25 protein-coding genes and 1 tRNA gene are annotated in these 26,784 nt (G+C 73.8%); 13 read left to right on the top strand and 13 right to left on the bottom strand.

Translation table 11 applies throughout. The features are described 5' to 3' along the window. Together ACFI33_RS03680 and ACFI33_RS03685 are read right to left on the bottom strand one after the other, a co-directional pair. The gene (locus ACFI33_RS03680) at positions 1 to 561 is read right to left on the bottom strand and encodes an FHA domain-containing protein FhaB/FipA (RefSeq protein ID WP_010079714.1); all 561 of its coding nucleotides are present in this window, start codon (positions 559 to 561) and stop codon (positions 1 to 3) included. Further along, positions 558 to 1,475, bottom strand: coding sequence for an FhaA domain-containing protein (locus ACFI33_RS03685; RefSeq protein WP_078026171.1), 918 nt, complete (start codon positions 1,473 to 1,475; stop codon positions 558 to 560). The genes ACFI33_RS03680 and ACFI33_RS03685 overlap by 4 nt, the downstream gene beginning before the upstream one ends. Before the next feature lie 250 nt (positions 1,476 to 1,725). On the opposite strand from ACFI33_RS03685, the gene ACFI33_RS03690 reads away from it, so the two are divergent. Next, positions 1,726 to 1,809 (top strand) — tRNA-Leu (locus ACFI33_RS03690). 74 nt (positions 1,810 to 1,883) lie between these two features. Here the strand turns inward: ACFI33_RS03690 and ACFI33_RS03695 are convergent. After that, positions 1,884 to 2,234: a universal stress protein gene (locus ACFI33_RS03695; RefSeq protein WP_017489351.1), complete on the bottom strand. Its 351-nt coding sequence runs from the start codon at positions 2,232 to 2,234 to the stop codon at positions 1,884 to 1,886. Between the two features lie 176 nt (positions 2,235 to 2,410). Here ACFI33_RS03695 and ACFI33_RS03700 point away from each other — a divergent pair, with 176 nt between their 5' ends. The 3 genes from ACFI33_RS03700 to tctA are packed head-to-tail and all read left to right on the top strand — an operon-like array spanning position 2,411 to position 5,482. Beyond that, entirely contained in the window at positions 2,411 to 3,418 is a 1,008-nt protein-coding gene (locus tag ACFI33_RS03700) for a tripartite tricarboxylate transporter substrate binding protein (protein ID WP_127435429.1), read from the top strand. Beyond that, complete coding sequence (locus ACFI33_RS03705) at positions 3,415 to 3,975, top strand: tripartite tricarboxylate transporter TctB family protein (protein WP_115260218.1); 561 nt, start codon at positions 3,415 to 3,417, stop codon at positions 3,973 to 3,975. Before ACFI33_RS03700 ends, ACFI33_RS03705 begins: the two co-directional genes overlap by 4 nt. A 1-nt stretch (position 3,976) precedes the next feature. Beyond that, positions 3,977 to 5,482 carry a tripartite tricarboxylate transporter permease TctA gene (tctA, locus tag ACFI33_RS03710; RefSeq protein WP_036341427.1) on the top strand — a complete coding sequence of 502 codons (1,506 nt, stop codon included), beginning with the start codon at positions 3,977 to 3,979 and terminating at the stop codon, positions 5,480 to 5,482. 110 nt (positions 5,483 to 5,592) lie between these two features. On the opposite strand, the gene ACFI33_RS03715 is transcribed toward tctA, so the two are convergent. Next, complete coding sequence (locus ACFI33_RS03715; protein WP_049146384.1) at positions 5,593 to 6,558, bottom strand: HpcH/HpaI aldolase/citrate lyase family protein; 966 nt, start codon at positions 6,556 to 6,558, stop codon at positions 5,593 to 5,595. A gap of 344 nt (positions 6,559 to 6,902) precedes the next feature. On the opposite strand from ACFI33_RS03715, the gene ACFI33_RS03720 reads away from it, so the two are divergent. From ACFI33_RS03720 to ACFI33_RS03740, 5 genes are all read left to right on the top strand, one after another. Further along, a complete protein-coding gene (locus tag ACFI33_RS03720) occupies positions 6,903 to 8,183 on the top strand; it encodes a Glu/Leu/Phe/Val family dehydrogenase (RefSeq protein WP_036316520.1) in 1,281 nt (426 codons plus the stop codon). Between the two features lie 297 nt (positions 8,184 to 8,480). Further along, entirely contained in the window at positions 8,481 to 9,032 is a 552-nt protein-coding gene (locus ACFI33_RS03725; protein ID WP_036316519.1) for a YceI family protein, read from the top strand. Positions 9,033 to 9,104: 72 nt separating this feature from the next. After that, the gene (locus ACFI33_RS03730; RefSeq protein ID WP_036316518.1) at positions 9,105 to 9,830 is read left to right on the top strand and encodes a dienelactone hydrolase family protein; all 726 of its coding nucleotides are present in this window, start codon (positions 9,105 to 9,107) and stop codon (positions 9,828 to 9,830) included. An 86-nt stretch (positions 9,831 to 9,916) separates the two neighbouring features. Further along, positions 9,917 to 10,822 carry a hypothetical protein gene (locus ACFI33_RS03735; protein WP_036316515.1) on the top strand — a complete coding sequence of 302 codons (906 nt, stop codon included), beginning with the start codon at positions 9,917 to 9,919 and terminating at the stop codon, positions 10,820 to 10,822. Between the two features lie 52 nt (positions 10,823 to 10,874). Further along, positions 10,875 to 12,266: an aspartate aminotransferase family protein gene (locus tag ACFI33_RS03740; RefSeq protein ID WP_036316513.1), complete on the top strand. Its 1,392-nt coding sequence runs from the start codon at positions 10,875 to 10,877 to the stop codon at positions 12,264 to 12,266. A 161-nt stretch (positions 12,267 to 12,427) separates the two neighbouring features. Here the strand turns inward: ACFI33_RS03740 and ACFI33_RS03745 are convergent, their stop codons facing one another. Continuing rightward, positions 12,428 to 13,765 carry a uracil-xanthine permease family protein gene (locus ACFI33_RS03745; RefSeq protein WP_036316530.1) on the bottom strand — a complete coding sequence of 446 codons (1,338 nt, stop codon included), beginning with the start codon at positions 13,763 to 13,765 and terminating at the stop codon, positions 12,428 to 12,430. Between the two features lie 126 nt (positions 13,766 to 13,891). Between ACFI33_RS03745 and ACFI33_RS03750 the strand changes: the two genes are divergently transcribed. Continuing rightward, positions 13,892 to 14,812 carry a carbohydrate kinase family protein gene (locus ACFI33_RS03750; RefSeq protein WP_036337149.1) on the top strand — a complete coding sequence of 307 codons (921 nt, stop codon included), beginning with the start codon at positions 13,892 to 13,894 and terminating at the stop codon, positions 14,810 to 14,812. A gap of 103 nt (positions 14,813 to 14,915) precedes the next feature. Here ACFI33_RS03750 and ACFI33_RS03755 read toward each other — a convergent pair whose 3' ends face one another. Continuing rightward, entirely contained in the window at positions 14,916 to 15,992 is a 1,077-nt protein-coding gene (locus ACFI33_RS03755) for a malate dehydrogenase (protein WP_336574632.1), read from the bottom strand. 73 nt (positions 15,993 to 16,065) lie between these two features. On the opposite strand from ACFI33_RS03755, the gene ACFI33_RS03760 reads away from it, so the two are divergent. Next, positions 16,066 to 16,914 carry an HAD family hydrolase gene (locus ACFI33_RS03760; protein ID WP_036316534.1) on the top strand — a complete coding sequence of 283 codons (849 nt, stop codon included), beginning with the start codon at positions 16,066 to 16,068 and terminating at the stop codon, positions 16,912 to 16,914. Between the two features lie 22 nt (positions 16,915 to 16,936). On the opposite strand, the gene ACFI33_RS03765 is transcribed toward ACFI33_RS03760, so the two are convergent. From ACFI33_RS03765 to ACFI33_RS03790, 6 genes are all read right to left on the bottom strand, one after another. Further along, positions 16,937 to 17,485 carry an NYN domain-containing protein gene (locus ACFI33_RS03765; protein ID WP_002858225.1) on the bottom strand — a complete coding sequence of 183 codons (549 nt, stop codon included), beginning with the start codon at positions 17,483 to 17,485 and terminating at the stop codon, positions 16,937 to 16,939. 33 nt (positions 17,486 to 17,518) lie between these two features. Continuing rightward, positions 17,519 to 18,610, bottom strand: coding sequence for a hypothetical protein (locus ACFI33_RS03770; RefSeq protein WP_049146377.1), 1,092 nt, complete (start codon positions 18,608 to 18,610; stop codon positions 17,519 to 17,521). Between the two features lie 22 nt (positions 18,611 to 18,632). After that, entirely contained in the window at positions 18,633 to 20,135 is a 1,503-nt protein-coding gene (locus ACFI33_RS03775) for an amino acid permease (RefSeq protein ID WP_049146374.1), read from the bottom strand. Between the two features lie 100 nt (positions 20,136 to 20,235). After that, positions 20,236 to 21,309: a threonine aldolase family protein gene (locus tag ACFI33_RS03780; protein WP_044659853.1), complete on the bottom strand. Its 1,074-nt coding sequence runs from the start codon at positions 21,307 to 21,309 to the stop codon at positions 20,236 to 20,238. A gap of 1 nt (position 21,310) precedes the next feature. After that, positions 21,311 to 21,988 carry an SDR family NAD(P)-dependent oxidoreductase gene (locus ACFI33_RS03785; protein WP_036316546.1) on the bottom strand — a complete coding sequence of 226 codons (678 nt, stop codon included), beginning with the start codon at positions 21,986 to 21,988 and terminating at the stop codon, positions 21,311 to 21,313. A 3-nt stretch (positions 21,989 to 21,991) separates the two neighbouring features. Next, complete coding sequence (locus tag ACFI33_RS03790; protein WP_049146370.1) at positions 21,992 to 23,422, bottom strand: DUF6421 family protein; 1,431 nt, start codon at positions 23,420 to 23,422, stop codon at positions 21,992 to 21,994. A 123-nt stretch (positions 23,423 to 23,545) separates the two neighbouring features. On the opposite strand from ACFI33_RS03790, the gene ACFI33_RS03795 reads away from it, so the two are divergent. After that, complete coding sequence (locus ACFI33_RS03795; protein ID WP_036316550.1) at positions 23,546 to 24,004, top strand: Lrp/AsnC family transcriptional regulator; 459 nt, start codon at positions 23,546 to 23,548, stop codon at positions 24,002 to 24,004. 131 nt (positions 24,005 to 24,135) lie between these two features. Continuing rightward, on the top strand, positions 24,136 to 24,975 hold the full coding sequence (locus ACFI33_RS03800; protein ID WP_049146367.1) for a glycerophosphodiester phosphodiesterase: 840 nt from the start codon (positions 24,136 to 24,138) through the stop codon (positions 24,973 to 24,975). A 155-nt stretch (positions 24,976 to 25,130) separates the two neighbouring features. Here the strand turns inward: ACFI33_RS03800 and ACFI33_RS03805 are convergent, their stop codons facing one another. Further along, entirely contained in the window at positions 25,131 to 26,636 is a 1,506-nt protein-coding gene (locus tag ACFI33_RS03805) for an aldehyde dehydrogenase family protein (RefSeq protein WP_010079691.1), read from the bottom strand. Positions 26,637 to 26,784 lie beyond the last annotated feature (148 nt).

Raw genomic sequence — 26,784 nt, forward strand, 5'->3', positions numbered from 1 at the left:
TCAGGCCTCGAGCTCCATGACGGTCTTGCCGATGCGGATGGCCGTGCCGGGGCCCACGGGCACCGCGCGGGTGACGGGGGCGCCGTTGACGTAGGTGCCGTTCGTGGAGCCGAGGTCCTCGAGGAACCAGCGGGTGCCCTGGGGGAACAGCCGGGCGTGGCGGCCGGAGGCGTAGTCGTCCACGAGCACCAGGTCGGCGTCCTGGGCGCGGCCCATCAGCAGGGGACGGCCCTCCAGGGCGATGGTCTGCCCGGCCTTCGGGCCCTCGACCACCCGCAGAGTCCGGGACAGCCGCGGGGCCGGCGTCGTCGGCGCGGACGCGGCGGGGGACGGCGTCGACGCGGGCGCGGGGCGGTCGACCGCGGACGAGCCCGCCCCGGCGGCCCCGGCCGCGGGCACCGCGGTGACCAGGCCGGCGTCGCGCTGGGCCTGCTGGAGGCGCGTCTTGTTCCGCCGGCCGACCACGAGGTCGCGGCCCTGCGCCATGACGATGGAGATGATCAGCACCCACAGGGCCAGCAGCAGGCCCATGCGGAGCACGGCGACGGCGAGCTCGCTCATGCGCGGCCCCCCGTCCCGCCGAAGAACAGCAGCTCGGTCTGGCCGACGGTCACCACGTCCCCGTCGCGCAGGGTGACGGAGCCGTCCACGCGGCGGCCGTTGACGAGCACGCCGTTGCGGCTGCCCAGGTCCAGGAGCGTGACCGTGGAGCCGACGGTGAGCAGGCGCAGGTGCTCGCGGGACACCGAGGAGTCCGGGATCACGAGGTCGGCACGCTCGGCCGAGCGGCCGAGGATCAGGTCGTCCCCGTCCAGGGGGAGCATGCGGCCGTCCAGCTCGAGTGCCGGGCCGGCGGGCTCGGTCACGGGGCGGCCCATCACGACGGTCGGCTGGTCGGCGTGGGAGGGGGCGGCGGGCGCGGCCGGGGCGGCGGCCCGGCGGGGCGCCGGACGGGGCCCGACGCGCGGGGCGGGGGAGGGCTCGCGGGGCGCGGCCGCCGGCGGGTCCTCGACCAGTCGGTCCGGCGCCGGGGCGGTGGCTCCCGGGCCGTGGGCGGTGGCGGGCGAGGCGCCGTCGTCGTGGGGGGCCGGGGCGGTGAGCGAGCCGTCGTCCAGGCGGGTGACCACGCGCAGGTCCCCGCCGCGCACGTCCGCGTCCGGGTGGAAGGCGACCCGGACCGTGCCGGGCAGTGCATAGCCCTGGGAGTCGGCGTGGCGGATGACCTCATCGCACAGCTCGCTGGCGAGGGTGGACCCCCACGAGCGGGCGCGCTCGAAGTCGGCGGGGGAGAAGTGGACCACGTAGCTGTTGGGCGCGACCGTGTGGCCCTCGGACAGCGCGATCGACTCGTCGTCCATCGCCTGTCGCAGGGCCGAGGCGATCTCCACCGGCTTGACCGCCCGCGGACCGCCGGCCGAGAAGGCCGAGCGCACGGCCCGCTCCAGGCCGCGTTCGAGGTTGTCCAGAAGTCCCACGACGGGGCCCCTTTCCACAGTTGTCCGTCCCGATACTACGGGCCGGGCTGGGAGACCGCCGAGAACAGCGGGATTCTGCGGGGTGGAGCGCGGGTGGGAGAGGTGCCGGAGGGGGCGAGCCACGGGCGTGGCGGGGACGCGGGGGTGGGCGTCGGGGTCGATTTGCACGCCCGGGCGGCCGGGGGTTAGAGTATTCCTCGCTGCCTGTGACGGTCGCCGGATGTCCGGAGCCGAGATCAGGAAGCCGCTCGCGCGAGTGGCGGAATTGGTAGACGCGCTGGCTTCAGGTGCCAGTGTTCGCAAGAACGTGGGGGTTCAAGTCCCCCCTCGCGCACCGAGGACGAAGGCCCCGGAACCACACGGTTCCGGGGCCTTCGGCGTTCCCAGGCTGGTCCGGGCGGGCGGCCCTCACGGCTTGACGCACACCACCGGGACGCGCGCCTCGAGGATGATCTGCTGCGCGGCCGATCCCAGCAGCAGCTTGCCCACGGGGGAGCGGTGCTTCACGCCCACCACGATCCGGCTCGCGCCCACGCGCTCGGCATGCTCGAGCAGGTCGCCGACGGCGTCCCGGCCGCGCTCCTGGGCGTGCGCCACGGACACGGCGACGCCGGCCTCGCGCGCCTCCGCCTCGTCCGGCTCGGTCCCGTCGAGGGAGAACCAGACCACGTCCTCTCCGCGCAGGGCCGCCTCGGCCAGAGCGGCCCGCCAGGCCGCGGCGCTCTCGGGGGTGCTGGTTCCGGTGCTGATGATCGTCATGGGGACCACTGTGCGTCATGGGCGCGGCCCCCGTCACCACCCGGACCGGTTGTCGTCGGTCACTCTGCGGACGCGGAGCGCACGCAGCCCCGCTGCGCTGTTACCGTGACCTCCACCACTCGCACCTGTCCCCGCCGCCACTCCCTGGCGGCGGGGTGTCTCTGTTAGGAACCGCCATGTCCTCCACCTCCCCCGACGGCCCCCCGCGCCGACGCACGGGGATCGGCCGGATCGTCTTCAGTGTGATCGCGGTGCTCACCGTGCTCGCGGCCTCCGCCTTCTCCATCCGCTCGGCCTCGGGAGGCAACGACATCCGCACCAACCTGACCCTCATCGCCCCCGCGGCCGCCGGCGGCGGCTGGGACTCGTTCCAGCGCGAGCTGCAGCAGACCATGCGCGTCAACGGGCTCGTGAACAACGTCCAGGTGGTCAACATTCCCGGCGCCGGCGGCACCATCGCCCTCGGGCAGCTGACCACGCTCGAGGACGCGAACAACCTCATGGTGGGCGGCACCGGCCAGATCGCCGCCCACGCGGCCCGCGGCACCGGCCCCGAGCTCTCCGAGGTCACCGCGGTCAGCCGCGTCGTCGAGGAGTACAGCCTCGTGGTGGTCCCGGCGGACTCGCCGTACCAGAGCATGGACGACCTGGTGACCGCCTGGCGCGCGGACCCCGCCCACGTGGCGTGGACCGGCGGCGGCTCCTTCGACCAGCTCGTCATGGCGGACATCGCCCGCACGGCCGACGTGCCGGTCGCGGACACCACCTACATCCCGTCCGACGGCGGCGGCGAGGCCATCCAGGCCCTGCTCAACGGCACCGCCCAGGCCTCCGCCGGCGGCTTCGCGGACATCTACCCGCAGGTCGAGGCCGGCCGACTGCGCGCCCTCGGCGTGGTGGCGGCCGAGCCGCTGGCCGGCGTCGAGGAGATCCCGACCCTGCGCTCCCAGGGCTACGACGTCACGCTCACCAACTGGCGCGCCCTGTTCGTGCCGCCGGGCGTCTCCGCGGAGGAGCGCACCGAGCTCGAGACCCTCATCGCCGAGGCGGTCGACACCCCCGAGTGGAAGGAGGCGGTGCAGCGCAACTACTGGAACCCCGTGCCCCTCTCCGGCACCGAACTCGAGGAGTTCATCGCCGCCGAGAAGGAGCGCATCGGCACGCTGACGGAGGAGATCAAGTGAGCCACGCATCCACCGTCCCCCCCGCCGCCGACGCCCCCTCCCGCTGGGGACGCGCCGCCGGGCTCTCCGGACTCGTCATGCCGGCCGTGCTGGCCGCGTTCAGCCTCTACCTGCTGCTGGGGTCCCTGACCATGGACACCGACGGCGCCGACTTCCCCGGCCCGGACTTCTTCCCGCTGATCCTCGCGGTCACAGGTCTCGTGATCGCCGCCGCGCTCGCGGTGGAGGTCGTGCGCGTGCGCCAGGCCCCCGAGGGTCAGGCCGATGCGGACGGCGAGGTCGGCCAGGCGGCCGGCCCGCTGACCCTGTTCCACTCGGACTTCGGCGCGCTGGCCTGGTGCTTCCTCGGCTTCCTCGCGTTCGCCGTCCTGCTGCCCTGGCTCGGGTGGATCCTCGCCGGGGCGCTGCTGTTCTGGTGCATCACGCGGGCGTTCGGCGCCCCGCACCCCGTGTTCGACATCCTCGTCGCCCTGTTCGTCTCCTCGCTGGCCTACCTCGGCTTCGCGGTGGCCCTGGGCCTGACCCTGCCCTCGGGCATCCTGGGAGGTGGCTTCTGACATGGAGACCCTCGGACTCCTCATGGAGGGCTTCGCCGGAGCCCTCACCCCCATGAACCTGCTCTGGGTGGTGCTGGGCTGTCTGCTCGGCACCGCGGTCGGCGTGATGCCCGGCCTCGGCTCCTCGATGGCCGTGGCCCTGCTGCTGCCCATGACCTTCGCCCTCGATCCCACCGCCGCGTTCATCATGTTCTCCGGCGTGTACTTCGGCGGTCTCTTCGGCGACTCCACCATGGCCATCCTCATGAACACCCCCGGCCAGGCCTCGGCCATCGCCTCCACGTTCGAGGGCCACCGCATGGCCCAGGACGGCCGGGCGGCCCAGGCCCTGGCGACGGCGGCGCTCGGCGCCTTCATCGGCGGCATGGTGGCCTCGGTGTGCGTCGTGTTCCTCGCCCCCGTGCTGGCGGAGTTCTCCACGAGATTCGGCCCCGCGGAGTACTTCGCGCTCGCGCTCTTCGCGTTCGTGGCCACCTCCTCGGTGGTCGCCGACTCGGTGCTGCGCGGCCTGGCCTCCCTGGTGCTGGGACTGGGCATCGCCGTCGTCGGGATCGATGCGGTGACCGGCACCGAGCGCTTCACGATGGGCTCGCCGCAGCTGTTCGACGGCATCCCGCTGGTGACCGTCACGGTGGCGATCCTCGCGCTCGGCGAGGTGTTCCACGTGGCCTCCCGGGTGCGCCGCGAGCACGAAGACCTGCGCATCCGCCGCACCGGCCGGCCGTGGCTCTCGGGCGCCGAGTTCCGCGAGGCCGCCCCGGCGTGGCTGCGCGGCACGGCGATCGGCCTGCCGTTCGGCATCGTGCCGGTGGGCGGCTCCGAGGTGCCGACGTTCCTCGCGTACTCGGTCGAGCGGCGCCTGGACCGACGCCGGGCGCATCCGCAGTTCGGCCGCGGCGCGATCCGCGGGCTGGCGGCCCCCGAGGCGGCGGGCAACTCGACCACCGGCATGGCGATGGGCGCCCTGCTCACGCTCGGCCTGCCCGTCTCCGCGACGGCGGCCATCATGCTGGCGGCGTTCCGCCAGTACGGGCTGCAGCCCGGCCCGCTGCTGTTCGACCGCAGCCCGGACCTCGTGTGGGCGCTGCTGGCCAGCTTCTTCATCGCGATGATCGTGCTGCTGGCGATCAACCTGCCGTTCGCGCAGCTGTGGGCCAAGCTCCTGCTGATCCCGAAGCACTACCTCTACGCGGGGATCACGCTGTTCTGCGGGCTGGGCATCTACGCCACCACGGGCGCGGTGTTCGACCTGCTGATGCTCCTGGGGATCGGCGTGCTGGGCTTCCTGATGCGGCGGTACGGCTACCCGCTGGCGCCGCTGATGATCGGCATGGTGCTCGGCCCGCTGGCGGAGACCAGCCTGCGCGACGCCCTGCTCAGCTCGGTGGGCGACCCGGCCGTGCTCGTCTCCACCCCCATCACGTGGGTGATCTACGGGATCCTGGCGATCGTGCTGGCGTTCTCGGTGCGGGCCGCCGTCGTGCGCCGGACGCGTCAGGACGTGTGAGCGGAGGCGGGATCCGCGCCCCCGAAGGCAACGCGGGTTGAGTTGTCACCGATGTGCGGTCTCCGCACCCGTGACAACTCAACCCGCGTTTCTGGTGGGCGGCGGCCCGCTCAGTAGTGGTACGTGTCCGACGGCGCCGTGATCGCGTTGTCCTGGTCCGGGTACCGCGTGGAGTGCACGCCGAACGCGGTGGCCAGCCCGAGGATCTTCTCCGCGCGTGCCTTGCGGGGCAGGTCGGAGCCGTTGCGGATCTCGCCGCCGTCGGCCTCGAAGTCCGCGAGGAACTCGTGGGCCCACGCCAGCTCCTCCTGGGACGGGCTGAGCCCCTCGTTCACGGCCGCGCACTGCTCCGGCGCGAGGCACAGCTTGCCGGTCATGCCGAACTCCGCGGTCACCGCCGTCGCCTCGGCGAGCTTCACGCCGGTGGAGCCCACGGTCGGCCCGTCGATCGCGCCCGGCAGCCCCGTGGCCCGCGCCGCGATCGTGAACTGGGACCGCGTGTACGCCAGCGCCTGCGGCGACTCGCCCAGGCCGGTGTCGCGGCGGAAGTCGCCGATCCCGAAGGCCAGCCGGAACGTGCCCTTCGCGGCGGCGATCGAGTCGATCCGCTGCAGCCCGCGCGCCGTCTCCACGAGCGCCACGACGGGCACGCCGGGCAGCCGTCGGGCGGTCTCGTTCACGTGGTCCGTGGACTCCACCATCGCCAGCACGACGCCGGCCAGGCCGCCCTCGGCGACCGGCCCGCCCAGGTGCGCGGGCAGGGCCGCGGCGAGCGCCTCGACGTCCTGCTCCCACCACCGCGAGCCGTAGCCGTTGAGCCGCACCCAGCCGGTGTGCCCGGAGGTCAGCCAGGCGACGGCGTCCGCGCGGGCCTGGTCCTTGTCCTTGGGGGCCACGGCGTCCTCGATGTCGAGGATGACGATGTCCGCGGCCGAGTCCTCGGCGGGCTGGAACCGTTCGGGCTGGGCGGCGTTGACCAGCAGCCAGGAGCGGGCGAGCTCCGGATCGATGCGCTGGCCGGGCACGGGCTGGAACGCGGGGGAGGGGGTGATCGCGGCGGGCAGGGTCACGGTCATGAGGGGCTCCTTCACGGGGCTGGGGCGTCGGGCCGAGGTCGCGGGCGGGGTGCCTCGCGCGGCGGACGGCCGGGGGACGGACCAGGTGGGCCCTGAGCGAGCGGCGTCGGTTCGACGCCGAAGGGCGCCGCGGGTGTGCGGCGCGTCCACAGCACAGTACACGCCACCGTGTCCGACGTCACCCGGGTGGGCGTGGATCTCGGCTCAGAAGGGGTGACGGGTGCGGGGGGAGCGCGTAGCGTTCATCGGGGTCCGGACGACGTCGGCCGCGCAATGGGGCGCGGCCCTCCGCGCGTCGGTCGGGCCGCGACACACCCCTGCCCACCGGACCACGAGGACGCTCAATGACGAGGATCCCCGCCGAGGACGAGGCCGTGACGGCGCCGTCCTCCCCGCTCGACAACGCCCTGGCCCAGCTCTCCGCCGCCGTGAAGACGCTCGGCTACGACGAGGGCCTGCACCAGATGCTCGCCGCCCCCCGCCGCGAGATGGCCGTCTCCATCCCCCTGCGCCGCGACGACGGCTCCACCGAGGTGCTCCGCGGCTACCGCGTGCAGCACAACTTCTCCCGCGGCCCGGCCAAGGGCGGCGTGCGCTTCAGTCAGGACGTGGACCTGGACGAGGTCCGCGCGCTGGCCATGTGGATGACCTGGAAGTGCGCCCTGTTGGACGTGCCCTATGGCGGCGCCAAGGGCGGGGTGGCCATCGACCCCCGCCAGTACTCGAAGGCCGAGCTCGAGCGCGTCACCCGCCGCTACACCTCCGAGATCCAGCCGATCATCGGCCCCGAGGTGGACATCCCCGCCCCGGACGTGGGCACGGACGAGCAGACCATGGCCTGGATGATGGACACCTACTCGGTGAACGTCGGCCACACCACGCTCGGCGTGGTCACCGGCAAGCCCGTCTCGCTCGGCGGCTCGCTGGGCCGCGCCTCCGCCACCTCGGCGGGCGTGGTCCACGTGGCGCTCGCCGCGCTCGAGCACCTCGGCATCGAGCCGTCGCAGGCGACGGCGGCGGTCCAGGGCTTCGGCAAGGTCGGCGCCGGCACGGTCGAGCTGCTCGAGGCGGCCGGCGTGAAGGTCGTGGCCGTGTCGGACCAGTACGGCGCCGTGCGCGACGACGAGGGCCTGCACTACGACGCCCTGCAGAGGCAGCTCTGGGACACCGGCTCCGTGAAGGACACCCCCGGCACCGCGCCCATGGACGCGGACGAGCTGCTCGAGATGGACGTGGACCTCGTGGTCCCGGCCGCCGTGCAGTCCGTGCTGACCGAGGAGAACGCCCCGCGCGTGCGCGCCCGGCTGGTCGTGGAGGGCGCCAACGGCCCCACCACGGGCGAGGCCGACCGCATCCTCGCGGAGAAGGGCGTCCTGGTCGTCCCGGACATCCTGGCCAACGCCGGCGGCGTGATCGTCTCCTACTTCGAGTGGGTCCAGGCGAACCAGGCCTACTGGTGGAGCCGCGAGGAGGTGGACGAGCGCCTGAAGCAGCGCATGGTCGCCGCATGGAAGGCCGTGCTGGCCACCTCCGAGAGCCGCCGCGTGAGCCTGCGCGAGGCCGCCACCCTGACCGCCGTGCAGCGCGTGGCCGAGGCCCACCGCACCCGCGGCCTCTACCCGTGACGGGGGGCGGCCCCGCCGCCTGACCCCGTCCGGCCGCCCGAGCGCGGCCCCGCTGCCCGCCCGCGGGCCGACGGCCCGGAACCCCGGAGGTTCCGGGCCGTCGTCGTGGGCGGGCCCGTCCCTGAGGTGCCCCCACGGCCCGTGACGTCCATCTCTATTTCGAATTTTGACGATCAGGCGTGGACAACCCGCCCGGATGATGTTTGAATTTGAAACAAGTTCGGAGGCCGAGGAACCGCCCGCCGCGGCGGCCCACCCCGGACACACCAGACAGACCCGCTTCAGAAGGAGCACCCCATGAACGCCATCACCACCGGCACCTGGAACCTGGACGCCGCGCACTCGGACGTCGACTTCGTCGTCCGCCACGCGGGCATCTCCAAGGTCCGCGGCACCTTCCACGCCGTGGAGGGCCAGCTCGTCATCGCCGAGCAGTTCGCCCAGTCCTCCGTCGACGTGACCGTCGACGTCGCCTCCATCAGCACCAAGAACGAGGGCCGCGACGCCCACCTGCGCTCCGCCGACTTCTTCGACGTGGAGCAGTTCCCCACCATGACCTTCCGCTCCACCGAGGTCCGCGGCGAGCCCGAGGAGTTCACCCTGGTCGGCGAGCTGACGCTGCACGGCGTCACCCGGACCGTGGAGCTCGAGGCCGAGTTCGGCGGCCAGGACAAGGATCCCTTCGGCGCGACCCGCGTGGGCTTCGAGGCCACGGGCGAGATCTCCCGCAAGGACTTCGGCCTGACCTGGAACGCGGCCACCGAGGCCGGCGGCCTCCTGGTCTCGGACAAGGTGAAGCTCGAGATCGGCGCCGCCTTCGTGCTGCCCGAGGCCGACGCCCAGGCCTGAGCCTGAGTCGACCTCGCGCGTCGAGACCGGGTCCCTCGATGAGGGGCCCGGTCTCCTCGTAGGGTGGGGCCCATGATGGCTTCGAAGACCCCGCACCAGAACGTCACGTTCGACCTGCCCACGAAGGACGCCGGCCAGGACGGCGACCGGACGGGCCACGGCTACCTCGCGCTGCCCGCCTCCGGGAAGGGCCCCGGCGTGATCGTGATCCAGGAGTGGTGGGGCCTGGTGGACCACATCAAGGACGTGTGCGACCGCCTCGCCGACCTCGGCTTCGTCGCGCTCGCCCCGGACCTCTACGGCGGCTGGATCGCCCACGACGGTGACGAGGCCGGCGAGATGATGCAGAACCTGCCCGCCGAGGAGGGCGCCCGCCAGCTGGCCGGCGCCGTCGACTGGCTCCTCGCCCGGGACGAGGTGACCTCGCAGACCGTGGGGGCGATCGGCTTCTGCATGGGCGGCGGCTTCGTACTCGCCCTCGCGGCACAGCAGGGCGACAAGGTCTCCGCCGCCGTGCCCTTCTACGGCGTGGGCCAGGGCGTGCCCGGCGACTTCTCCGGCGTCACCGCCGCCGTCCAGGGCCACTACGCCGAACAGGACGACTCCTTCCCCGTCGAGGACGCGCGGCGGCAGGAGCAGCAGATCCGCGAGGAGTCCGGGGCCGACGTCGAGTACTTCTACTACGACGCCCCGCACGCCTTCCACAACGACGAGAACCCCCAGGGCAACTACCGGCCCGAGGCCGCGGCCCTCGCCTGGGACCGCGCCGTCTCCTTCCTGAAGGAGAAGGTCCGCTGAGCGGCTCCCGTGGCGGCCGGGGCGGGAAGTCCCGCGCGAGCAGGGGCGGCCCCGCCCGATCCACCCGCTCCGGCGGCGGGCGCGGCGTGGCCAAGGGCGTGAAGCCCGCGGGCCGCGCCGGGGGCGAGGGCCGGCGTCGTCCCGCGCCCGCGCCACCGGCCGACCTGCCCGTCCCGCCCGAGACCCTCTTCCTGGCCACCATCCCCGGGGCCACGCCGTCCACGTGGGTCGAGCGGTTCACCACGCGCCAGCGCACGGTGCAGCTCGTCAACCACGACGACGCGGCCCAGCTGGCCCACCTCGCCCACGACGACGCCGGTCAGCCCCGCCACTTCCTGCCGCAGCTGGGCTACGTGCGGCGCCGGCGCGACGTGTCCGTCGAGGAGTTCCTGCGCGCCGGCGACGTCGACCCGCGGCACGTGCACCTCGTGGGCGTCTACTCCGAGCTGCCGGTGGTGTGCGTGGGCAGGGACCACCTGCTCGCCGCGTGGGACGTGGACGCGGACGGCCCGGTGCCGCCCGCCGAGCTCGACCCGGACGAGGAGCTGGATCCCGCCCGCTTCGCCCCGGCCCCCAGCGCGGAGCCGATGGACGCCGCCGAGCTGCCCGGCGCGGGCGAGCGGATGGCCCTGGAGATCGCCGCGTCCGGCGCCGGCCACGTCGTGCTGCCGATGTCCGTGGCCCGCATGTTCGGCCGCAAGGACGTGATCGTGCTGCCGCTGGCCTCCACCCTCGACGACACCGTGGGCCTGTCCCGCGCCGACCGCGAGGCCGCCGCCACGCGGTCGGCGCTCGCGGACGAGCAGGCGCGGGCCGAGGCGGAGGCGGGCGCCGCCGTCGTCGACGGGCCGGATCCCGCGCGCCACGGCGACGACGACGCCCGCCACCCCGGCTGGGACGTCGCCCTGGCCTGGCTCAAGGCGGCCGACTCGGAGCTCGTGCAGGCGTTCGTGGGGGTGGCGCGCGGGCGGCGGGGCGCCAGCTCGCGCTGAGGGCGGGCGCGCCTATGCTCGGAATGAGCCGCATCACACTCAAGGAGGGCGCATGTCCGAGCATCAGCAGCACGTCGGCCGCCGGGACCCCCGGATCAGCGACGAGGCCATCGAGCGCGGCCGCCGCGCCCACGAGCTCGACCGCGCGCACGTGTTCCACTCGTGGAGCGCGCAGCGCGACCTCACACCCATGACCATCCTCGACGCCGAGGGGTCGTGGGTGTGGGACGGCGAGGGTCGGCCCATGGTCGACTTCAGCGGGCAGCTCGTCTTCACGAACGTCGGCCACCGCCACCCGAAGATCGTGGCCGCGATCCGGGAGCAGGCCGAGACGCTCGCCACCGTGGCCCCGCAGCACGTCAACGACGCCCGGTCCGAGGCGGCCCGGCTGATCACGGAGCGGCTGCCGGAGTCCATCAACCACGTGTTCTTCACGAACGCGGGCGCGGAGGCCAACGAGCACGCGGTGCGGATGGCACGCCTGCACACGGGCCGGCACAAGGTGCTCTCCGCGTACCTCTCGTACCACGGCGCCACGCGCCTGACGGCGAACCTGACCGGCTCCCTGCGGCGCGTGGGCTCGGACTCGGCGTCCGACGGCGTCGTGCACTTCCAGCCCGCGTACACGTACCGCTCCGCGTTCGGCTCGGAGAGCGACGAGCAGGAGGCCGAGCGCGCGCTGGCCCACCTGCGCGACGTGATCGAGCTCGAGGGCCCCTCCACCGTGGCCGCCGTGATCCTCGAGGCCGTCCCCGGCACCGCGGGCATCTTCCTGCCGCCGCCCGGCTACATGGCCGGCGTCAAGGAGCTGTGCCGTGAGCACGGGATCCTGCTGATCATCGACGAGGTCATGGTCGGCTTCGGCCGCGTGGGCGAGTGGTTCGGCCACCAGCTGACGGGCGTCACCCCGGACATCGTCACGTTCGCCAAGGGGGTCAACTCCGGGTATGTGCCGTTGGGCGGCGTCGCCATGAGCGACGACGTCTACGAGAGCTTCGCGACCACGCCCTACCCCGGCGGCCTGACCTACTCGGGCCACCCCCTCGCGTGCGCGGCCGCCGTCGCCGCGATCACCGCGATGGAGGAGGAGGGCATGGTCGCCCACGCGAAGCGCATCGGCGAGGAGGTCATCGGGCCGCGCCTGGCCGAGATCGCCGCGGCCCACCCGAGCGTGGGCGACGTGCGCGGCGCCGGCGCGTTCTGGGCCGTCGAGCTGGTGAAGGACCGGCAGACTCGGGAGCGGCTGGCCCCGCTCGGTCAGGTCGCGCCCGTGATGGGGCGGATGATGGCCGAGGCCAAGGACCGCGGGCTGCTGCTGTTCATGGCCGAGAACCGGTTCCACCTGTGCCCGCCGCTGAACATCTCGGACGAGGACCTGCGCTTCGGCCTCGACGTGCTCGACCAGGTCCTCGCCCTCGCCGACGAGGAGGTCGCGGCCGGCTGACGGGACCCGCCCCCCAGCCCCGCCCGGCCCCGCCCCAGTCCGCCCACCCCGCGTTTTCGAACGTGAAATGGGGGTTCTCAGCGCTTTCGGTCGTGAGATTGGCCCTATCTCACGACCGAAAGTGCGCGTGGCGCGGGGATGCGCGTGGCGCGGGATCGGGGTCAGCCGAGCCGGCCGGCCTCCGAGGCCTCGAACTGCTCCTCGTCCTCGGGCACCGGCTCGGTGCCGCGGGCGCGGGCGATCGCCGTCATGAGGTGGTACACCACCAGGGCGGCGACCGTGCCGAGCGTGATGCCGCCGAACACGAGCCCGCCGACCACGAGCTGGGGGTCGGCGATCGCGATGATCAGGCCCGCACCCGCCGTCATGAGGTTCACGGTGTTGGAGAAGTCCACGCGGTTCTGCACCCAGATGCGCACGCCCATCATGCCGATCATCCCGTAGAGGATGATGCCCGCGCCGCCGGCCACCCCGGCCGGGATGGTGGCGACGGCGGCCCCGAACTTCGGCAGGAACGCGAGGGCGATCGCGGTCAGGCCGGCCACCCAGTACGCCGCCGTCGAGTAGACGCGCGAGCTGGCCATCACGCCGATGTTCTCCGCATACGTGGTGGTGCCGACGCCGCCGCCCGCGCCGGAGAGCATGGTGGACAGGCCGTCCGCGATCAGGGCACGGCCGGTGAGCGGGTCCAGGTCGCGCTTGGTCATCAGCCCGACGGTCCTGACATGGCCGATGTTCTCCGCGACCAGCACGAGCACGACGGGCAGGAACAGGGGCAGCAGGTCCCAGCGCAGCTCCGGGCCGTGGAAGGGCGGCAGCCCGATCCAGGCGGCCTCCCCGACGGCGGCGAAGTCCACCTGGCCCTGCGCGAGGGCCAGCACGTAGCCCACCACGATGCCCACGAGGATGGACAGGCGGCCCAGGAGCCCCCGGAACGTCACGGCCGTGAGCACCACCGCCAGGGCCGTGCCGAACGTGGTGACCGGCACCTCCTGCATGGCCGTCGTCGTGGCGCCGGCGAGGTTGAGGCCGATCAGGGCCACGATCGTGCCCATCACCGCCGGCGGCATGAGCGCGTGGATCCACCCGGTGCCGGCGCGGTGCACGATCGCGCCGATCACCGTGAGCAGCAGGCCCGTCACCAGGATGCCGCCGAGCGCGGCCCCCGTGCCGCCGATCGCGGCGGCGGCCGTCAGGGGTGCGATGAACGCGAACGAGCTGCCCAGGTACGAGGGCAGGCGGTTGCCCGTGATGACCAGGAAGAGCAGGGTGCCCAGGCCGGAGAAGAGCAGCGCCGTCGTCGCGGGCATGCCGGTCAGGGCGGGCACGAGCACGGTGGCGCCGAACATGGCCATCACGTGCTGCACGCCGATGCCCACGGTCCGGGGCCAGCTCAGCCGCTCGTCCGGGGCGACGACGGTGCCCGGGGTGATGGTGCGGCCGTCGCCGTGGAGGCGCCAGCCGGGGCCGCGCGAGGGCCGGGTGGGGGTGGGGGACATGGCCGCCTGCCGAGGGGTCGGGGATGGGGGTGTCGGGCGTTTCTCGGGGGCCTGGAAGCCTGAGCACAGCCCCGGTTCCGCGCCGGTGATTAGGGTACCGTGGGGCGCGTGGCTCAGTACTGTGGTGTGATCGGAGAGGCGCTCGTCGACGTCGTGGTCTCGGACACCGCGACCCCCCGCGTGCACGTCGGGGGCAGCCCCCTGAACGTGGCCGTGGGCCTGAGTCGGCTGGAGCGGCCCGTCCTGTTCGCCGGCCGCCTCGGCCGCGATGCGCACGGGGACATGATCGCCTCGCATCTGCGGGAGAACGGCGTGCGCTGCCTGCTCGAGCCGGATGCCGCCGCCACCTCCGTGGCCACCGCCCGCCTGGACCCCACGGGCGCCGCCAGCTACGAGTTCGAGCTGGACTGGACGCTGCCGCCCGCCGCCGCGCTCGCCCGGGACTTCGACGACGCCGCCGGCGGCCCCCTGCACCACATGCATGCCGGCTCCATCGCCACCATGCTCGCCCCCGGCGACGCCGAGGTGATGGCCCTGCTCGAGCGGATCTCCGCGGTCACGACCATCAGCTACGACCCCAACGTGCGGCCCACGATCGTGCCGGACCGGGCGTTCGCCCGCGCCCGCGCGGAGGAGTCCGTGCGGCTGGCGGACGTGGTGCACGCCTCGGACGAGGACATCGCCTGGCTGTACCCGGACCGCCCGCTGCTCGAGTCGCTGCAGGCGTGGCAACGGATGGGCCCGGCGTTCGTGGTGATGACCCGCGGCGCCGAGGACATCGTGGCCGTCACCGCGCACGGCGTGGTGGAGCGCCCGATCGTGCCCGTGGACGTCGCGGACACCGTGGGTGCCGGCGACTCGTTCACCGCCGCCCTGCTCGCCGCCCTCGACGACCGCTCCCTGCTCGGCGCCGCGAACCGCGGCCGCCTGCACGCGATGGACCCGGCCGACGTCGAGTCGGTGCTGATCTACGCCTCCCGCGCGTCGGCGATCACGGCCTCCCGCCCGGGGGCGGACCCGCCCACGCGGGCCGAGCTGGCGGACTGATCCCACGCCCGCCCGTCCCCGCACGAATCTGTTGCGCATCTGACCCTTCCGGCGGGTGGGGACGCCCCCAGAAGGGTCAGAGACGCAGAAGATCCCGGCCGCCTCAGAGCAGGCCCAGCCCTCGCACGGCGTCGCGCTCGGCCTCCAGCTCGGCGACGGTCGCGGCCAGCCGCCCGCCCTCACCCGGCAGCACGGACTCGTCCGGCTCCAGCCCCGGCACGATCCGCCACGCGGTGCCGCCGTCGGACGTCACGGGGAACGAGCTGATCAGCCCCTCCGGCACCCCGTAGGAGCCGTCCGAGACCACCGCGGCCGACGTCCGGCGCGGCGCACCGTCCGCGTCCACACCGGTGCCGAGGGTCCAGTCGCGCATGTGATCGATCGCCGCGGACGCCGCCGACGCCGCCGAGCTCGCCCCGCGCACCTCGATGATCTCCGCGCCCCGCCTCGCCACGCGCGGCACGAACTCCTCGCCCGCCCACACCGGGTCCACCACCTCGAGCGCCGGCCGCCACGTCCCGTCCACCCGCACGCGGGCGTGGGTGAGGTCCGGGAACTGGGTGGCGGAGTGGTTGCCCCAGATCGTCACGCCGGACACGTCCGTCACCGCGACGCCGGCCCGCGCCGCCAGCTGCGCCACGGCCCGGTTGTGGTCCAGCCGGGTCAGCGCCGTGAAGCGCTCGGCCGGCACGTCCGGGGCGTGCGCGGCGGCGATCAGCGCGTTGGTGTTGGCCGGGTTCCCGACGACGACGACCCGCACGTCCTGCGCCGCGTGGTCGTTGATCGCCCGGCCCTGCGGCCCGAAGATCCCGCCGTTCGCCTCGAGCAGGTCGCCGCGCTCCATGCCCTTCGTGCGCGGCCGTGCGCCGACGAGCAGCGCGTGCTGCACCCCGTCGAAGGCGCGGGCCGGGTCCTCCGTGACCTCCACGTCGGCCAGCAGCGGGAAGGCCGCGTCGGCGAGCTCCATGGCGGTGCCCTCCGCGGCGCCCAGGGCGGCCGGGATCTCGAGCAGGCGCAGCCGGACCGGGGTGTCCGGGCCGAGCATCCCGCCGGCGGCGATGCGGAAGAGCAGCGCGTAGCCGATGTTGCCGGCGGCGCCGGTGACGGTGACCGTGCGGGGCGTCGTCGACGCGGGGTCCGGGGCGGTGTCCTGTGCGGTGGTCTGCTGTGCGGTGTCCACGCCCCCATCGTGCCCCCGCTCGCCCGCGGAGGACACCCCGGCCCGCCGCACGGCCCCGGCCTAGACTGAGCGCATGCCCGCCCTGCCCCTGCCCTCGCGCCGTCCGCGGATGATCGCGACGGACCTGGACGGCACCATCATCGGGTACCGGCACACGCGGTCGGGGCGCCTGAGCCCGCGCACCATCGCGGCGCTGCGGGACGCCCACGACGCCGGCGTCGAGGTGGTGTTCGTGACCGGCCGTCCCCTCCGCTGGCTCGGCCCGCTGAGCGCGCAGCTCGGCCCCGTCGGCCCGGTGATCTGCTCCAACGGCGCCGTCCTCGTGGACACCGCCACGGACGACGTCCTGATCGCCCACCCCATGCCCGTCGAGGCCGTGTGGACCGCCACGGACCGGCTGCGCGCCCTGGACCGCACCGTGTCCTTCGGCGCCGAGACCCTCGAGGGCTTCTTCTGGGAGCACGCGTTCTCCGAGCGCGCCGAGTTCCGGGCTGAGGTCCACGCGGCGGCCACGCTCGAGGCCGCGCTGCCGGGTCGGCTGGGCGTGGTGAAGCTGCTGGCCCGCTCGGACACCCTGGCCCCGGACGCCTTCCTCGCCGCGGCCCGCGCCGAGCTGGACGAGCTCGTGAGTGCCACGCACTCCGCGCCCGGCATCGCGCTCGTGGAGATGTCCGCCCCGGGCGTGCACAAGGCCGCGACCCTCGCCGAGTTCGCCGCGAGCCGGGGGGTCGCGCCGGTCGACGTCGTCGCGTTCGGGGACATGCCCAACGACCTGGAGATGCTCCAGTGGGCTGGTCTCGGCCTGGCCGTGGCCTCGGGCCATCCGTCGCTGCTGGCCGCGGCGGACGGCGTGGTCGGGGCGTGCGACGACGACGGGGTGGCCGCCACCGTCGAACGCCTGCTGGAGCTGCCCACGGACTGAGCCGCGGGCCACCCCCGGCGGGTCAGAGGAACTCGTACGGGTCGAACGCCTCGACGTCGATCACGCGCAGGCGCGGCAGGGACGAGTCGAACGCGCCCACCGCGTGCTCCAGGTCGAAGAACTCGACCCCGGGGATGCGGCGCAGCTCGTGGGAGAGGAACTCCTCGAAGCCCATGATCCCGGTGCGTCGGCCCGGCGTGGCCGCGAGGTCGGTGAGCTGGGGGGCGAAGTCGGCGTCGTGGCTGACGAGGACGACGTCGTCCTCCCGGCCCAGCAGCGCCTCCGCGGTGCGCTGGATGCCGATGTCCACGACCTTGCCCTCGCCCCGCAGCATGATCGGCTGGAAGCCGAGGGCGGTGAGCGCCTGGACGAACGGGATGGGGATCTCACCGTCGATGGCGAGGAAGAACAGGCCCTTGACCGGCTGGTCCCAGCGGTCCTCGAGGTAGCCGAGCAGGCGCTTCCAGCGTGGCCGCTCGTCGGGCTGGGGGCGCCGCTGCAGGATGGACGTGCCGAGGGTGGCGTCGATGTTCTCGCCGTCGATCAGCAGGTAGGTGGTTCGCTCGCTCACGCTCTCGAGGCTACCCGCTGGGGTGGACGTCGGTCAGCGCGCGCGGTCGAACGGGGCCGTCAGCAGGCGGACGACGCCCTCCAGCGGCCCCGCGCGGAACGGGCCGATACGCACGACGGCCCGCCACAGCAGCGGCAGCAGCAGCGCGCCGGCCACCAGCACGGCCAGGTTGAACCACGTGTCGTCCGTGCCCGTGGCGCTGCGCCACGGCCCGGGTCCGAGCCCCCGCACCCAGCCGAGGTACCACAGGTGCGCCACGTACACGGACAGCGTCATCGCGCCGGGCACGGCCAGCAGCCCGGCCCACCGCGGCGCCAGGGCCGCGCACCCGCCGAGCACGGTCAGCACGAGGCCCGTGTCCAGCAGGGCCTCCGCGGGGGTCGCCGTGTAGGGCACGGGGGCGGCGCCGGTCTGCGTCCGGGACAGGGCGAGCACGACGCCGGCCAGCGCGATCCCCCCGGCCGCCCAGGCGAGCCCCGTGAGCCGTGCGCGCCGGGCCGGGGCCGCCGTCGTCGTGCCGTGGACGGTGGCGACCAGCACCGCCCCCAGCAGCGCCCACGCGAGGAACAGGGGGAGACGGTACGGGCCGTCCGTGAGGAACGCGGAGACCCACGGGGTCAGCGTCGCGCGGCTCAGCCCGAGCGCCTGCGCGGCGGGGAGGAGCCGGTCGACGACGTCGGCCGTCGGTGTGGCGGCGAGCAGGAGGCCGCCTCCGCCGGCCAGGACGGCGAGCACGAGGTGCGCGGCGAGGGGGAGGGCGGCCAGCAGTGCCATGAGCACCGTGAGCACAGCCAGGTGCGCCAGCACGTTCACGACGGCCGCCCCGAAGAGCCCGGTCAGCCACGCCGCCCCGCACAGGGCGGCCGCCCGCACAAGCGCGCGGGGCACGGCCCGGCCACGGCCCAGCCACTCCGCCTCGAGGCGCGCGCCCACGCCCACGAGCGCCGCGAACAGGGGCGCGGTGAGGTGCTCGGAGAGGTGGAGCACCCCACCCGGGCCGCCGGCGGGCGCCGTGTGGGCGACCATCATCGCGACCAGGGCCAGGCCGCGCGCGACGTCCACCCAGACCAGGCGGCCCCGGGCGGTGTGGGTGGCGGCGGGAGCGTGGGAGGAGGGGGCGGGCACGGCGACCTCCGAGGTGGGGGACTCAGTCCAGGACGCGGGTGAGGTCGGCGTCCTCGTAGCGGACCGGCTTCGAGCCGGTGACGAGCTTGTGGCCGAGCCACAGCGCGAGGAACAGGGGCAGGCCGATGTACGCGCTGGCCACGGCCACGAGGTCCACGTCGCCCATGAACGCCTGGTAGTTCTGGCCGAGGATCACGACGGCGCACATGACCAGCGCGACGATCGGGCCCAGGGGGAACAGGAAGGCGCGGTAGGGCAGATCCTTCGGATCGTGGCCCTGCGCGACGTAGGCCTGCCGGAACCGGTAGTGGCTCCAGGCGATGCCCATCCACACGATGAACCCGGCCAGGCCCGAGGCGGAGACGAGCCACACGTAGGCGGCGCCGTCCCCGATGAACGTGGTCAGGAAGCACGCCGCGCCCACCGCGGTGGTGGCGTAGAGGGCGTTCATGGGCACGCCGCGCCGGTTCACCTTCGCCAGGAAGCGCGGGGCCTTCCCGGAGTCGGCCAGGGCCCAGAGCATGCGGGTGGAGGCGTACAGGCCCGAGTTGCCCGCGGAGAGGATGGCCGTGAGGATCACGGCGTTCATCACGGAGGCGGCGGCGAGCACGCCCGCGTTCTCGAAGACGAGCGTGAACGGGGAGATCGAGATGTCCTCGACGTCGCTGCCCAGCAGGTGGGGGCTGGTGTAGGGGATGAGGAAGCCGACGACGGTGATTGCGCCGACGTAGAAGAGCAGGATGCGCACGAACACGGTGCGGATCGCCTTGGGCACGTTCTTCTCCGGGTCCTCGGCCTCGCCCGCGGCCACGCCGACCAGCTCGGTGCCCTGGAAGGAGAAGCCGGCCACCATGAAGATCGCCAGGATGCCGGCGCCGCCGCCCACGAAGGGGGCCTCGCCGTCCGTCCAGTTGTGGAAGCCGGGGGAGGAGCCGCCGAGGATGCCGACGATCATCAGGACGCCGAGCACCAGGAAGATCACCACCGTGGCGACCTTGATGAGCGAGAACCAGAACTCGCTCTCGCCGTAGGCGCGCGTGGAGAGGGCGTTGAGGCCGAAGAGCAGCGCGAGGAAGATCGCGGACCAGATCCACGAGGGCACGTCCGGGAGCCAGTACCGCATGATCAGGGCCGCCGCGACGAGCTCGGCGGCCACCGTGATCGCCCAGTTGTACCAGTAGTTCCAGCCGATGGCGAAGCCGAACGAGGGGCTCACGAAGCGGGTCGAGTACTCCTCGAACGCGCCGGAGACCGGCAGGTACGTGGACATCTCGCCGAGCGACTGCATCAGCAGGAACACCATGAAGCCGATGGCCACATAGGCCACGAGGGCGCCACCGGGGCCGGCGGTCGCGATGGTGTTGCCCGAGGCCACGAACAGGCCCGTGCCGATGGCGCCGCCCATCGCGATCATCGTCAGGTGCCGGGACTTGAGGGTGCGTTGCAGGGAGCCGCCCTCATGGGTGGCGTGGGCGGCGGAGGCGGCCGGCGTCGACGGGGACGTCCGGGGTGCGCTGGTGTCCACGGTGGCCTTTCGGTGGAGGAGCGGTCGGACGCGCGTCGAAGGCCGCGGCGTCCCACCCTGCTGCACGGTGGTAGAAGGGTATCCCGGCCGGGCGCGTCCGTCAGACGGCGGGGACGAGTTCGGCGCGCAGCGCCGCCGTGAACGCGTCCACGTCCTCCTCGGTCGTGTCGAAGCCGCACACCCAGCGCACCTCGCGGCGCGCCGCGTCCCAGTCGTAGAACCGGAAGCGGGCGCGCAGCCGGTCGGCCACGCCCTCGGGCAGGACGGCGAACACGGCGTTGGCGTCCGTGGCCTGCGTGAACTCGACGCCGGCCAGCGAGCCGTCGGCGACCCCCGCCTCGATGCCGGCGCGCAGCCGGGCGGCCATGGCGTTGGCGTGGCGGGCGGAGCGCAGGTACAGGTCGCCGTCGAACAGGGCGAGCAGCTGCGCCGAGATGAAGCGCATCTTCGAGGCCAGCTGCATCTGGTTCTTGCGCAGGTACACGAGGCCGTCCGCGGCGTCCGGGTCGAGCACGACGACGGCCTCGGCCAGCAGCGCCCCGTTCTTGGTGCCGCCGAGGGAGAGCACGTCCACGCCGACGTCGGTGGTGAAGGCGCGCAGCGGCAGGCCCAGGGAGGCCGCGGCATTGGCGATGCGGGCGCCGTCCATGTAGACGCGCATCCCGTGCTCGTGGGCGTAGTCCGTGATGGCCTTGACCTCGTCCGGGGTGTAGACCGTGCCGAGCTCGGTGGACTGGGTGAGGTAGACGACCAGGGGCTGGGCGCGGTGCTCGTCACCCCAGCCCCAGGCCTCGGCGGCGATCAGCTCGGGGGTGAGCTTGCCGTCGTCGGTGGCCACGGGCAGCAGCTTGATGCCGGCGGACTTCTCGGGCGCGCCGCCCTCGTCCACGTGGATGTGCGCGGTGTCCGCGCAGATCACCGCGCCCCAGCGGGGCAGCATGGCCTGGAGCCCGACGACGTTCGCCCCGGTCCCGTTGAACATCGGCCACGCGGTGGCGTCCTTGCCGAAGTGCTGGGCCACGACCTCCTGAAGACGCGCCGTGTACACGTCCTCGCCGTAGGCGACCTGGTGGCCCCCGTTGGCCTCGGCGATCGCCGCGAGCACCTCCGGGTGGACGCCGGAGTAGTTGTCCGAGGCGAAGCCCCGCTCCTGCGGATCGTGGATCCTCTGCATGTCAGTCCGTTCCCTTCTCCTGGAGCGTGAGGACGGCGTCGTTCAGCGCGCCCGCCTCAGCCTTCCACAGTCGCGCGTACTCCTCGGCCAGCCGTTCCTCGAGCCCGGCGAGGGACTTCACGCGGAACACGACGGCCGCCGAGCGCAGCGGCGCCTCCGCGTCCCGGGCGGCCTTGGCCCAGCCCTGCGCGACCGCGCGGGTCCATGCCTCGCTCGCCGCCTTCACCGCGGCGTAGTTCGCGCCGCCGGCGAGCGGCCGGGTCACCGCCGTGGACGAGACGATCGCGAGGCGACCGGCGGACGAGGCCCGCAGGTCGTCGTCGAGGGCCCGGCTCACGTGCCGCAGCGCCGTGAACGAGGCCTCGAGGGCGCGGTAGTCCTCCTCGGTCTGGCCGGCGAGGCCCCCGCCGCCGCGCCAGCCGCCCACCAGGTGGAGCAGGCCGTCGATCCGGGTGCCGCGGGCGTGCAGGTCCTCGACGAGGCCGCGGACGGCGGTCTCGTCCGTGAGGTCCAGGGCCGCGGTCTCGGCGCCGAGTTCGGCGAGGGGGGCGAGCTTCGCGGCGTCGCGCCCGGTCGCGACGACGTGCGCGCCGGCGTCGAGGAGGGTGCGGGCGGCGGCCCGGCCCGAGGCGCTCGTGGCGCCCGCGATCAGGACGGCGCGGTCGGTCAGGGCGGCCACGGGTCAGGCGTCCGTGCCGCGGATCCCGGCGGTGGACTCGATGACGCCGCACATCTTCTTCTCGAGGGCCTCGAAGAACATGGACAGCGGGAACTCGTCGTCGAGCACGAGGTCGGTGTAGCCCTTGGGCGGGCCGGCGAGCACCTCGCGCGGCAGGCCCTGCGCCCACACGGAGGCCGGGTGCGGGGTGACCACGGAGGCGACGAGCTCGTAGGCCTGGAGCCAGTGCACGGTCTTGGGGCGGTCGATGGACTCCCAGTAGAGCGTGTCGATGGCGTCGCCCAGCTCGACGACGGCGTTGGCGAGCCGGTCCCAGTCCACGCTGAGCTCGACGTCGCGCCACTGGATCACGTCCTTGCGGTGCAGCCAGGCGAAGAGCAGCTGGCCGCCGAGGCCGTCGTAGTTGCGGACGCGGGAGCCGGTGAGGGCGAAGCGGAAGACGCGGTCGAAGAGGACGGCGTGCTGCACGAGCCCGGCGTGGCGGCGGGTCTGCTCCTCGAGCGCGGTGAGCTGCTCACCGGCGGCGGCGCGCGCCGTGAGGCGGCGCTCGATCGCCACGCACTCGCGGAAGGCGGTCATGTCGCAGCGCATCTCCTCGAGCGTGTAGAGGAAGAAGGGCATGCGCTGCTTGATCATGAACGGGTCGAAGGGCAGATCGCCGCGCATGTGCGTGCGGTCGTGGATGAGGTCCCACATCACGAAGGTGCCCTCGGCGAGCTCCTGGCAGGAGAGCAGTTCGGCGAGCTCGGCCGGGAGCTCGAGCTGGGTGATCTCGGCGGCGGCGGTGACGACCCGGCGGAAGCGGGCGGCCTCGCGGTCCTGGAAGATGGCGCCCCACGTGAAGGTGGGGATCTCGCGCATGGCCACGGTCTCGGGGAAGAGGACGGCCGAGTTCGTGTCGTAGCCGGGGGTGAAGTCGATCAGGCGCAGGGAGACGAAGAGGCGGTTGCCGTAGTCGCCGGCCTCGAGCTCGGCGATGAACTCGGGCCAGATGGTCTCGACGACGAGGGCCTCCACGTGCCGGTCGGGGGAGCCGTTCTGCGTGTACATCGGGAAGACCACGAGGTGCCGGACGCCGTCGACGCGGTGCTCCTGCGGCTGGAAGGCGATGAGGGAGTCCAGGAAGTCGGGCTCGGCGAAGCCGCCGTCGGCCCAGCGGGCGAAGTCGCGGGGCAGGGCGGCGAGGTAGGCGGCGTCGTGCGGGAAGAGCGGGGCGAGCTCCTCGACGGCGGCGACGATGGTCTCCACGTGCTCGCGCGCGGCGGCGTGGTCCGCCGGGTCCGGGATGGAGCCGTCCTTGACCTGCAGGGGCTGCAGGGCGGTGGCGGCGGCCTTGAGGCGGAGCCAGGCCGGGTGGGTCTCGACGGTGCGCGCGTCGGACGGGGTCTCCGGGACGACGACGTCGGTCCGGGCGGGCTGCAGAGTGGTGGACATGAAACCCTCCTGAGGTCGAAGCGCCGGAAAGTATCCGGTGATATGGATCACTTGCCGGAAGGTTTCCATCAGCGCACGGGGCTGTCAACCCGGCGGCCGGGGCCGGCTGATAGCGTGCGGCGCATGGACGACCCTGTCGACGCGCGGCTCGCGGCCGCCGTCTCCCATGACCCGCGCGCCACGCTCGCCCAGCTCTCCGAGCGGGTCGGCCTCTCGACCTCCGCCGTGCAGGCGCGCCTGCGTCGGCTCGAGAGCACGGGCGTGATCACGGGCTACCGCGCGCTGCTCGACCCCGAGGCCGTGGGCAGGCCGCTCTCCGCGTTCATCGAGATCAGCCCGCTGGACCCGCGCCAGCCCGACGACGCCCCCGAGCTCCTCGAGTCCATCGCGGCGATCGAGGCGTGCCACTCCGTGGCCGGCGACGCCGCGTACATGCTCTTCGTGCGCGTGGGCTCGCCACGCGAGCTCGAGGCCCTCGTGACGGAGATCCGCCAGACGGCGTCGGTGTCCACCCGGACCACCGTGGTGCTGCAGACCTTCTACGAGCACCGCCCCATGCTGGAGTTGCCGGCGGAGGACTGAGGGCGGGCGCGTCGGCCCCACCTGTCACGTGAGTGGTCGGAATGAGGGCGGGTCTGACGCTCATTCCGACCTCTCGCGTTCCCGGCTGCGGCAGCGGGCACTCGGCCGTCCGTCCCCGCTACGGTGATCCCGTGCGTCCGACCTCGCCCCGTCCCGCCCCCGCCTACCTCACCGACTCCGTCCCCGCCCGTCGCGGCCACCCGCTGGGGTTCGCGCACCGGGGCGCCGCCGTCGACCGGGAGAACTCCCTGGCCGCGTTCGTGGACGCCCACGCCGCCGGGTTCACCTACCTCGAGCTGGACGTGCGCACCACGGCGGACGGCGAGCTCGTCGTGTTCCACGACGAGGCCCTGGACCGTGTCAGCACGGGCCGTGGCCGGCTGCGCGACCACACGTGGGAGCGGCTGGCGGACGTCACGGTCGGCGGGGAGCCGCTGCTGCGCTTCGCCGAGCTGCTGACGGCGCTCCCCGAGGCCCGCCTCAACGTGGACCTCAAGGACCGTGCGTCGGCCCCGGCCCTGGCCCGCATCCTCGCCGAGCACGGCGCCTGGGACCGCGTGCTCGTCGCGTCGTTCCACGACTCGCGGCGCCGCCTCTTCCGACGCGCCCTCGCCCGCCTCGGCCACCCCGAGCGGGCGTACGGGCCGGAGCGGGTGGCGACGTCGGGCGGGGCGGCCGCCATCGCGGCGCTCGTGACGCTGGGCCCGCTGGGACTGACCCGCTGGCTGCGCCGGTACGCCCTCGACGTCGACTGCGTGCAGGTGCCCGTCCGGCACGGCCGCGTGCCCGTGGCCACCGCCGACTTCGTGCGCCGCTGCCACGCGGCGGGCCTGCCGGTGCACGTGTGGGTCGTCGACGAGCCCGCGGAGATCGAACGCCTGCTCGACCTCGGCGTCGACGGCGTCATGACCGACCGTGCCGACGTCCTCGCCGAGGTCTACGCCCGCCGCGGCTTCTGGCCGCAGCGCTGACCCCCGCCCGCCCCCGGCCCGCGGCTCGCGGCCCGCGGCCGACCTTCGAGCGTGAAATCGGGGCTATGGGCGCTTTCGAACGTGAGTTAGGCCCCATGTCACGTTCGAAAGCGCGGGCCCAGCCGGGCCCGGCCAGCCCCGCCCCCACCCACCCCTCAGAGCATCTTCGGCAGCAGCGCCCGCTTCATCCGCCCGTACGGCGGGTACGCGGTCTTGAGCGTGTCCACCTGGTCCGACTTCGTGATGGACGGGCGCAGGTGGGAGAACGTCTCGAAGCCGTGGATGCCGTGGTACGCGCCCATCCCGGACGCGCCGATCCCGCCGAACGGCAGCGTCGCGATGCCAGCGTGCAGCAGGCCGACGTCGTAGCCGAGGCCGCCGGCCTGCACCTGGTCGTCGAACGCGCGGTGGTAGCTCGGCCGGTCCGTGAACAGGTACGCGGCCAGCGGGTGCGGGCGCTCCGCGATGAAGTCCAGGGCGTCCTGGAAGGTGTCCACGGTCAGCACGGGCAGGATCGGGCCGAACAGCTCCTCCTGCATGAGCGCGCCGTCCGGCTTGACGCCCGTCACCACGGTCGGCGCCATGTACCGCCCCGCCACGTCCACGTCGCCGCCGACGAGCAGCTCGGCGCCGGCGTCGAGGTCCGCCTGAAGCATCTCCCGCAGCCGCTCCGCGTGCTCGGCGGAGATGAGGCGGCCGTAGTCCTTCGACGCGCGGGGGTCGTCGCCGTAGAACTCGCGCAGGGCTGCGGGGAGCTCGGCGGTCACCTGACGCAGCGCGGCCTCGCCGACGGCCAGCACGTAGTCCGGGGCCACGCACGTCTGACCCGCGTTGGTGAACTTCGCCCACGCGATCCGGCGGGCCATCGCGCCCGTGTTCCGGGACGGCGTCACCACCGCCGGCGACTTGCCGCCCAGCTCGAGCGTCACGGGGGAGAGGGTCTTCGCCGCCGCCTCGTAGACGATCCGGCCCACGCGCTCCCCGCCGGTGTAGAGGATGTGGTCCCACGGCTCCGCCAGCAGCGCGGTGTTGCACTCCTTGCCGCCCGCCACCACGGAGACCAGTGCGGAGTCCAGGTACTGCGGCACCAGCTCCCGCAGCGCCGCCGCCGTGGCCGGGGCCTTCTCCGACGGGCTGAGCACCACCGTGTTGCCGGCCGCCAGCGCGCCCACGACCGGGGCGAGCGCGAGCTGCACCGGATAGTTCCACGCGCCGATGACCAGCACGAGACCCTTGGGTCGCGGCCGGACCTCCGCGCTCGCGGGCCGCAGGGCCAGCGGCAGCTTCACGGGCCGCGGCTCCATCCAGTCGGTCAGGTGCAGCAGCGCGTGGTCCACCTCGGAGCGCACCGAGACGATCTCCGTGATCAGCGCCTCGGTGGCCGGCTTGCCCAGGTCCGTGCCGAGCGCCGCGACGAACCGGTCCGCGTGCTCCGTCAGCATCCGCTTCAGGCCCTTGAGCTGGCGCACCCGCACCGCGCGCGGGTGGGCGGCGCGGGAGCGGGCGGCGGCGCGCAGACGCTCGACGGCGGCCCGCGGCTCCTCGGGTCGGGGCCCGGCCGGCGCGATCGGCAGGGCCTCGGTGGGCAACGGCTCGCGAACCGGATCGTCGTCGGGGGTGTCGGGGGCGTCGGTGGTCAGACCGGGGGGCTGCGTGCTCATGTCGGCCACGCTACCGAGCCGCCCTGTGCGACGGCAGGGCGGGGCGCCGTCGTCGTCCCCCGCGCGACCCGCGCACTTTCGTTCGGAAGAGGGCGCCCCCAGGGTCTTTTCGTTCGGGAAACGGCGCGCGCGCCCCGCCGTTTCCCGA

This window comes from Micrococcus sp. PSi08, from assembly GCF_054960655.1.

Excerpts from the sequence above, each read along its gene's own strand:
- ACFI33_RS03805 (WP_010079691.1), bottom strand. The coding sequence starts at position 26,636 with ATGAGCACGCAGCCCCCCGGTCTGACCACCGACGCCCCCGACACCCCC.
- ACFI33_RS03700 (WP_127435429.1), top strand. The coding sequence starts at position 2,411 with ATGTCCTCCACCTCCCCCGACGGCCCCCCGCGCCGACGCACGGGGATC.
- ACFI33_RS03720 (WP_036316520.1), top strand. The coding sequence starts at position 6,903 with ATGACGAGGATCCCCGCCGAGGACGAGGCCGTGACGGCGCCGTCCTCC.
- ACFI33_RS03740 (WP_036316513.1), top strand. The coding sequence starts at position 10,875 with ATGTCCGAGCATCAGCAGCACGTCGGCCGCCGGGACCCCCGGATCAGC.
- ACFI33_RS03760 (WP_036316534.1), top strand. The coding sequence starts at position 16,066 with ATGCCCGCCCTGCCCCTGCCCTCGCGCCGTCCGCGGATGATCGCGACG.
- ACFI33_RS03795 (WP_036316550.1), top strand. The coding sequence starts at position 23,546 with ATGGACGACCCTGTCGACGCGCGGCTCGCGGCCGCCGTCTCCCATGAC.
- ACFI33_RS03790 (WP_049146370.1), bottom strand. The coding sequence starts at position 23,422 with ATGTCCACCACTCTGCAGCCCGCCCGGACCGACGTCGTCGTCCCGGAG.
- ACFI33_RS03715 (WP_049146384.1), bottom strand. The coding sequence starts at position 6,558 with ATGACCGTGACCCTGCCCGCCGCGATCACCCCCTCCCCCGCGTTCCAG.
- ACFI33_RS03780 (WP_044659853.1), bottom strand. The coding sequence starts at position 21,309 with ATGCAGAGGATCCACGATCCGCAGGAGCGGGGCTTCGCCTCGGACAAC.
- ACFI33_RS03745 (WP_036316530.1), bottom strand. The coding sequence starts at position 13,765 with ATGTCCCCCACCCCCACCCGGCCCTCGCGCGGCCCCGGCTGGCGCCTC.
- ACFI33_RS03695 (WP_017489351.1), bottom strand. The coding sequence starts at position 2,234 with ATGACGATCATCAGCACCGGAACCAGCACCCCCGAGAGCGCCGCGGCC.
- ACFI33_RS03725 (WP_036316519.1), top strand. The coding sequence starts at position 8,481 with ATGAACGCCATCACCACCGGCACCTGGAACCTGGACGCCGCGCACTCG.
- tctA (WP_036341427.1), top strand. The coding sequence starts at position 3,977 with ATGGAGACCCTCGGACTCCTCATGGAGGGCTTCGCCGGAGCCCTCACC.
- ACFI33_RS03680 (WP_010079714.1), bottom strand. The coding sequence starts at position 561 with ATGAGCGAGCTCGCCGTCGCCGTGCTCCGCATGGGCCTGCTGCTGGCC.
- ACFI33_RS03730 (WP_036316518.1), top strand. The coding sequence starts at position 9,105 with ATGATGGCTTCGAAGACCCCGCACCAGAACGTCACGTTCGACCTGCCC.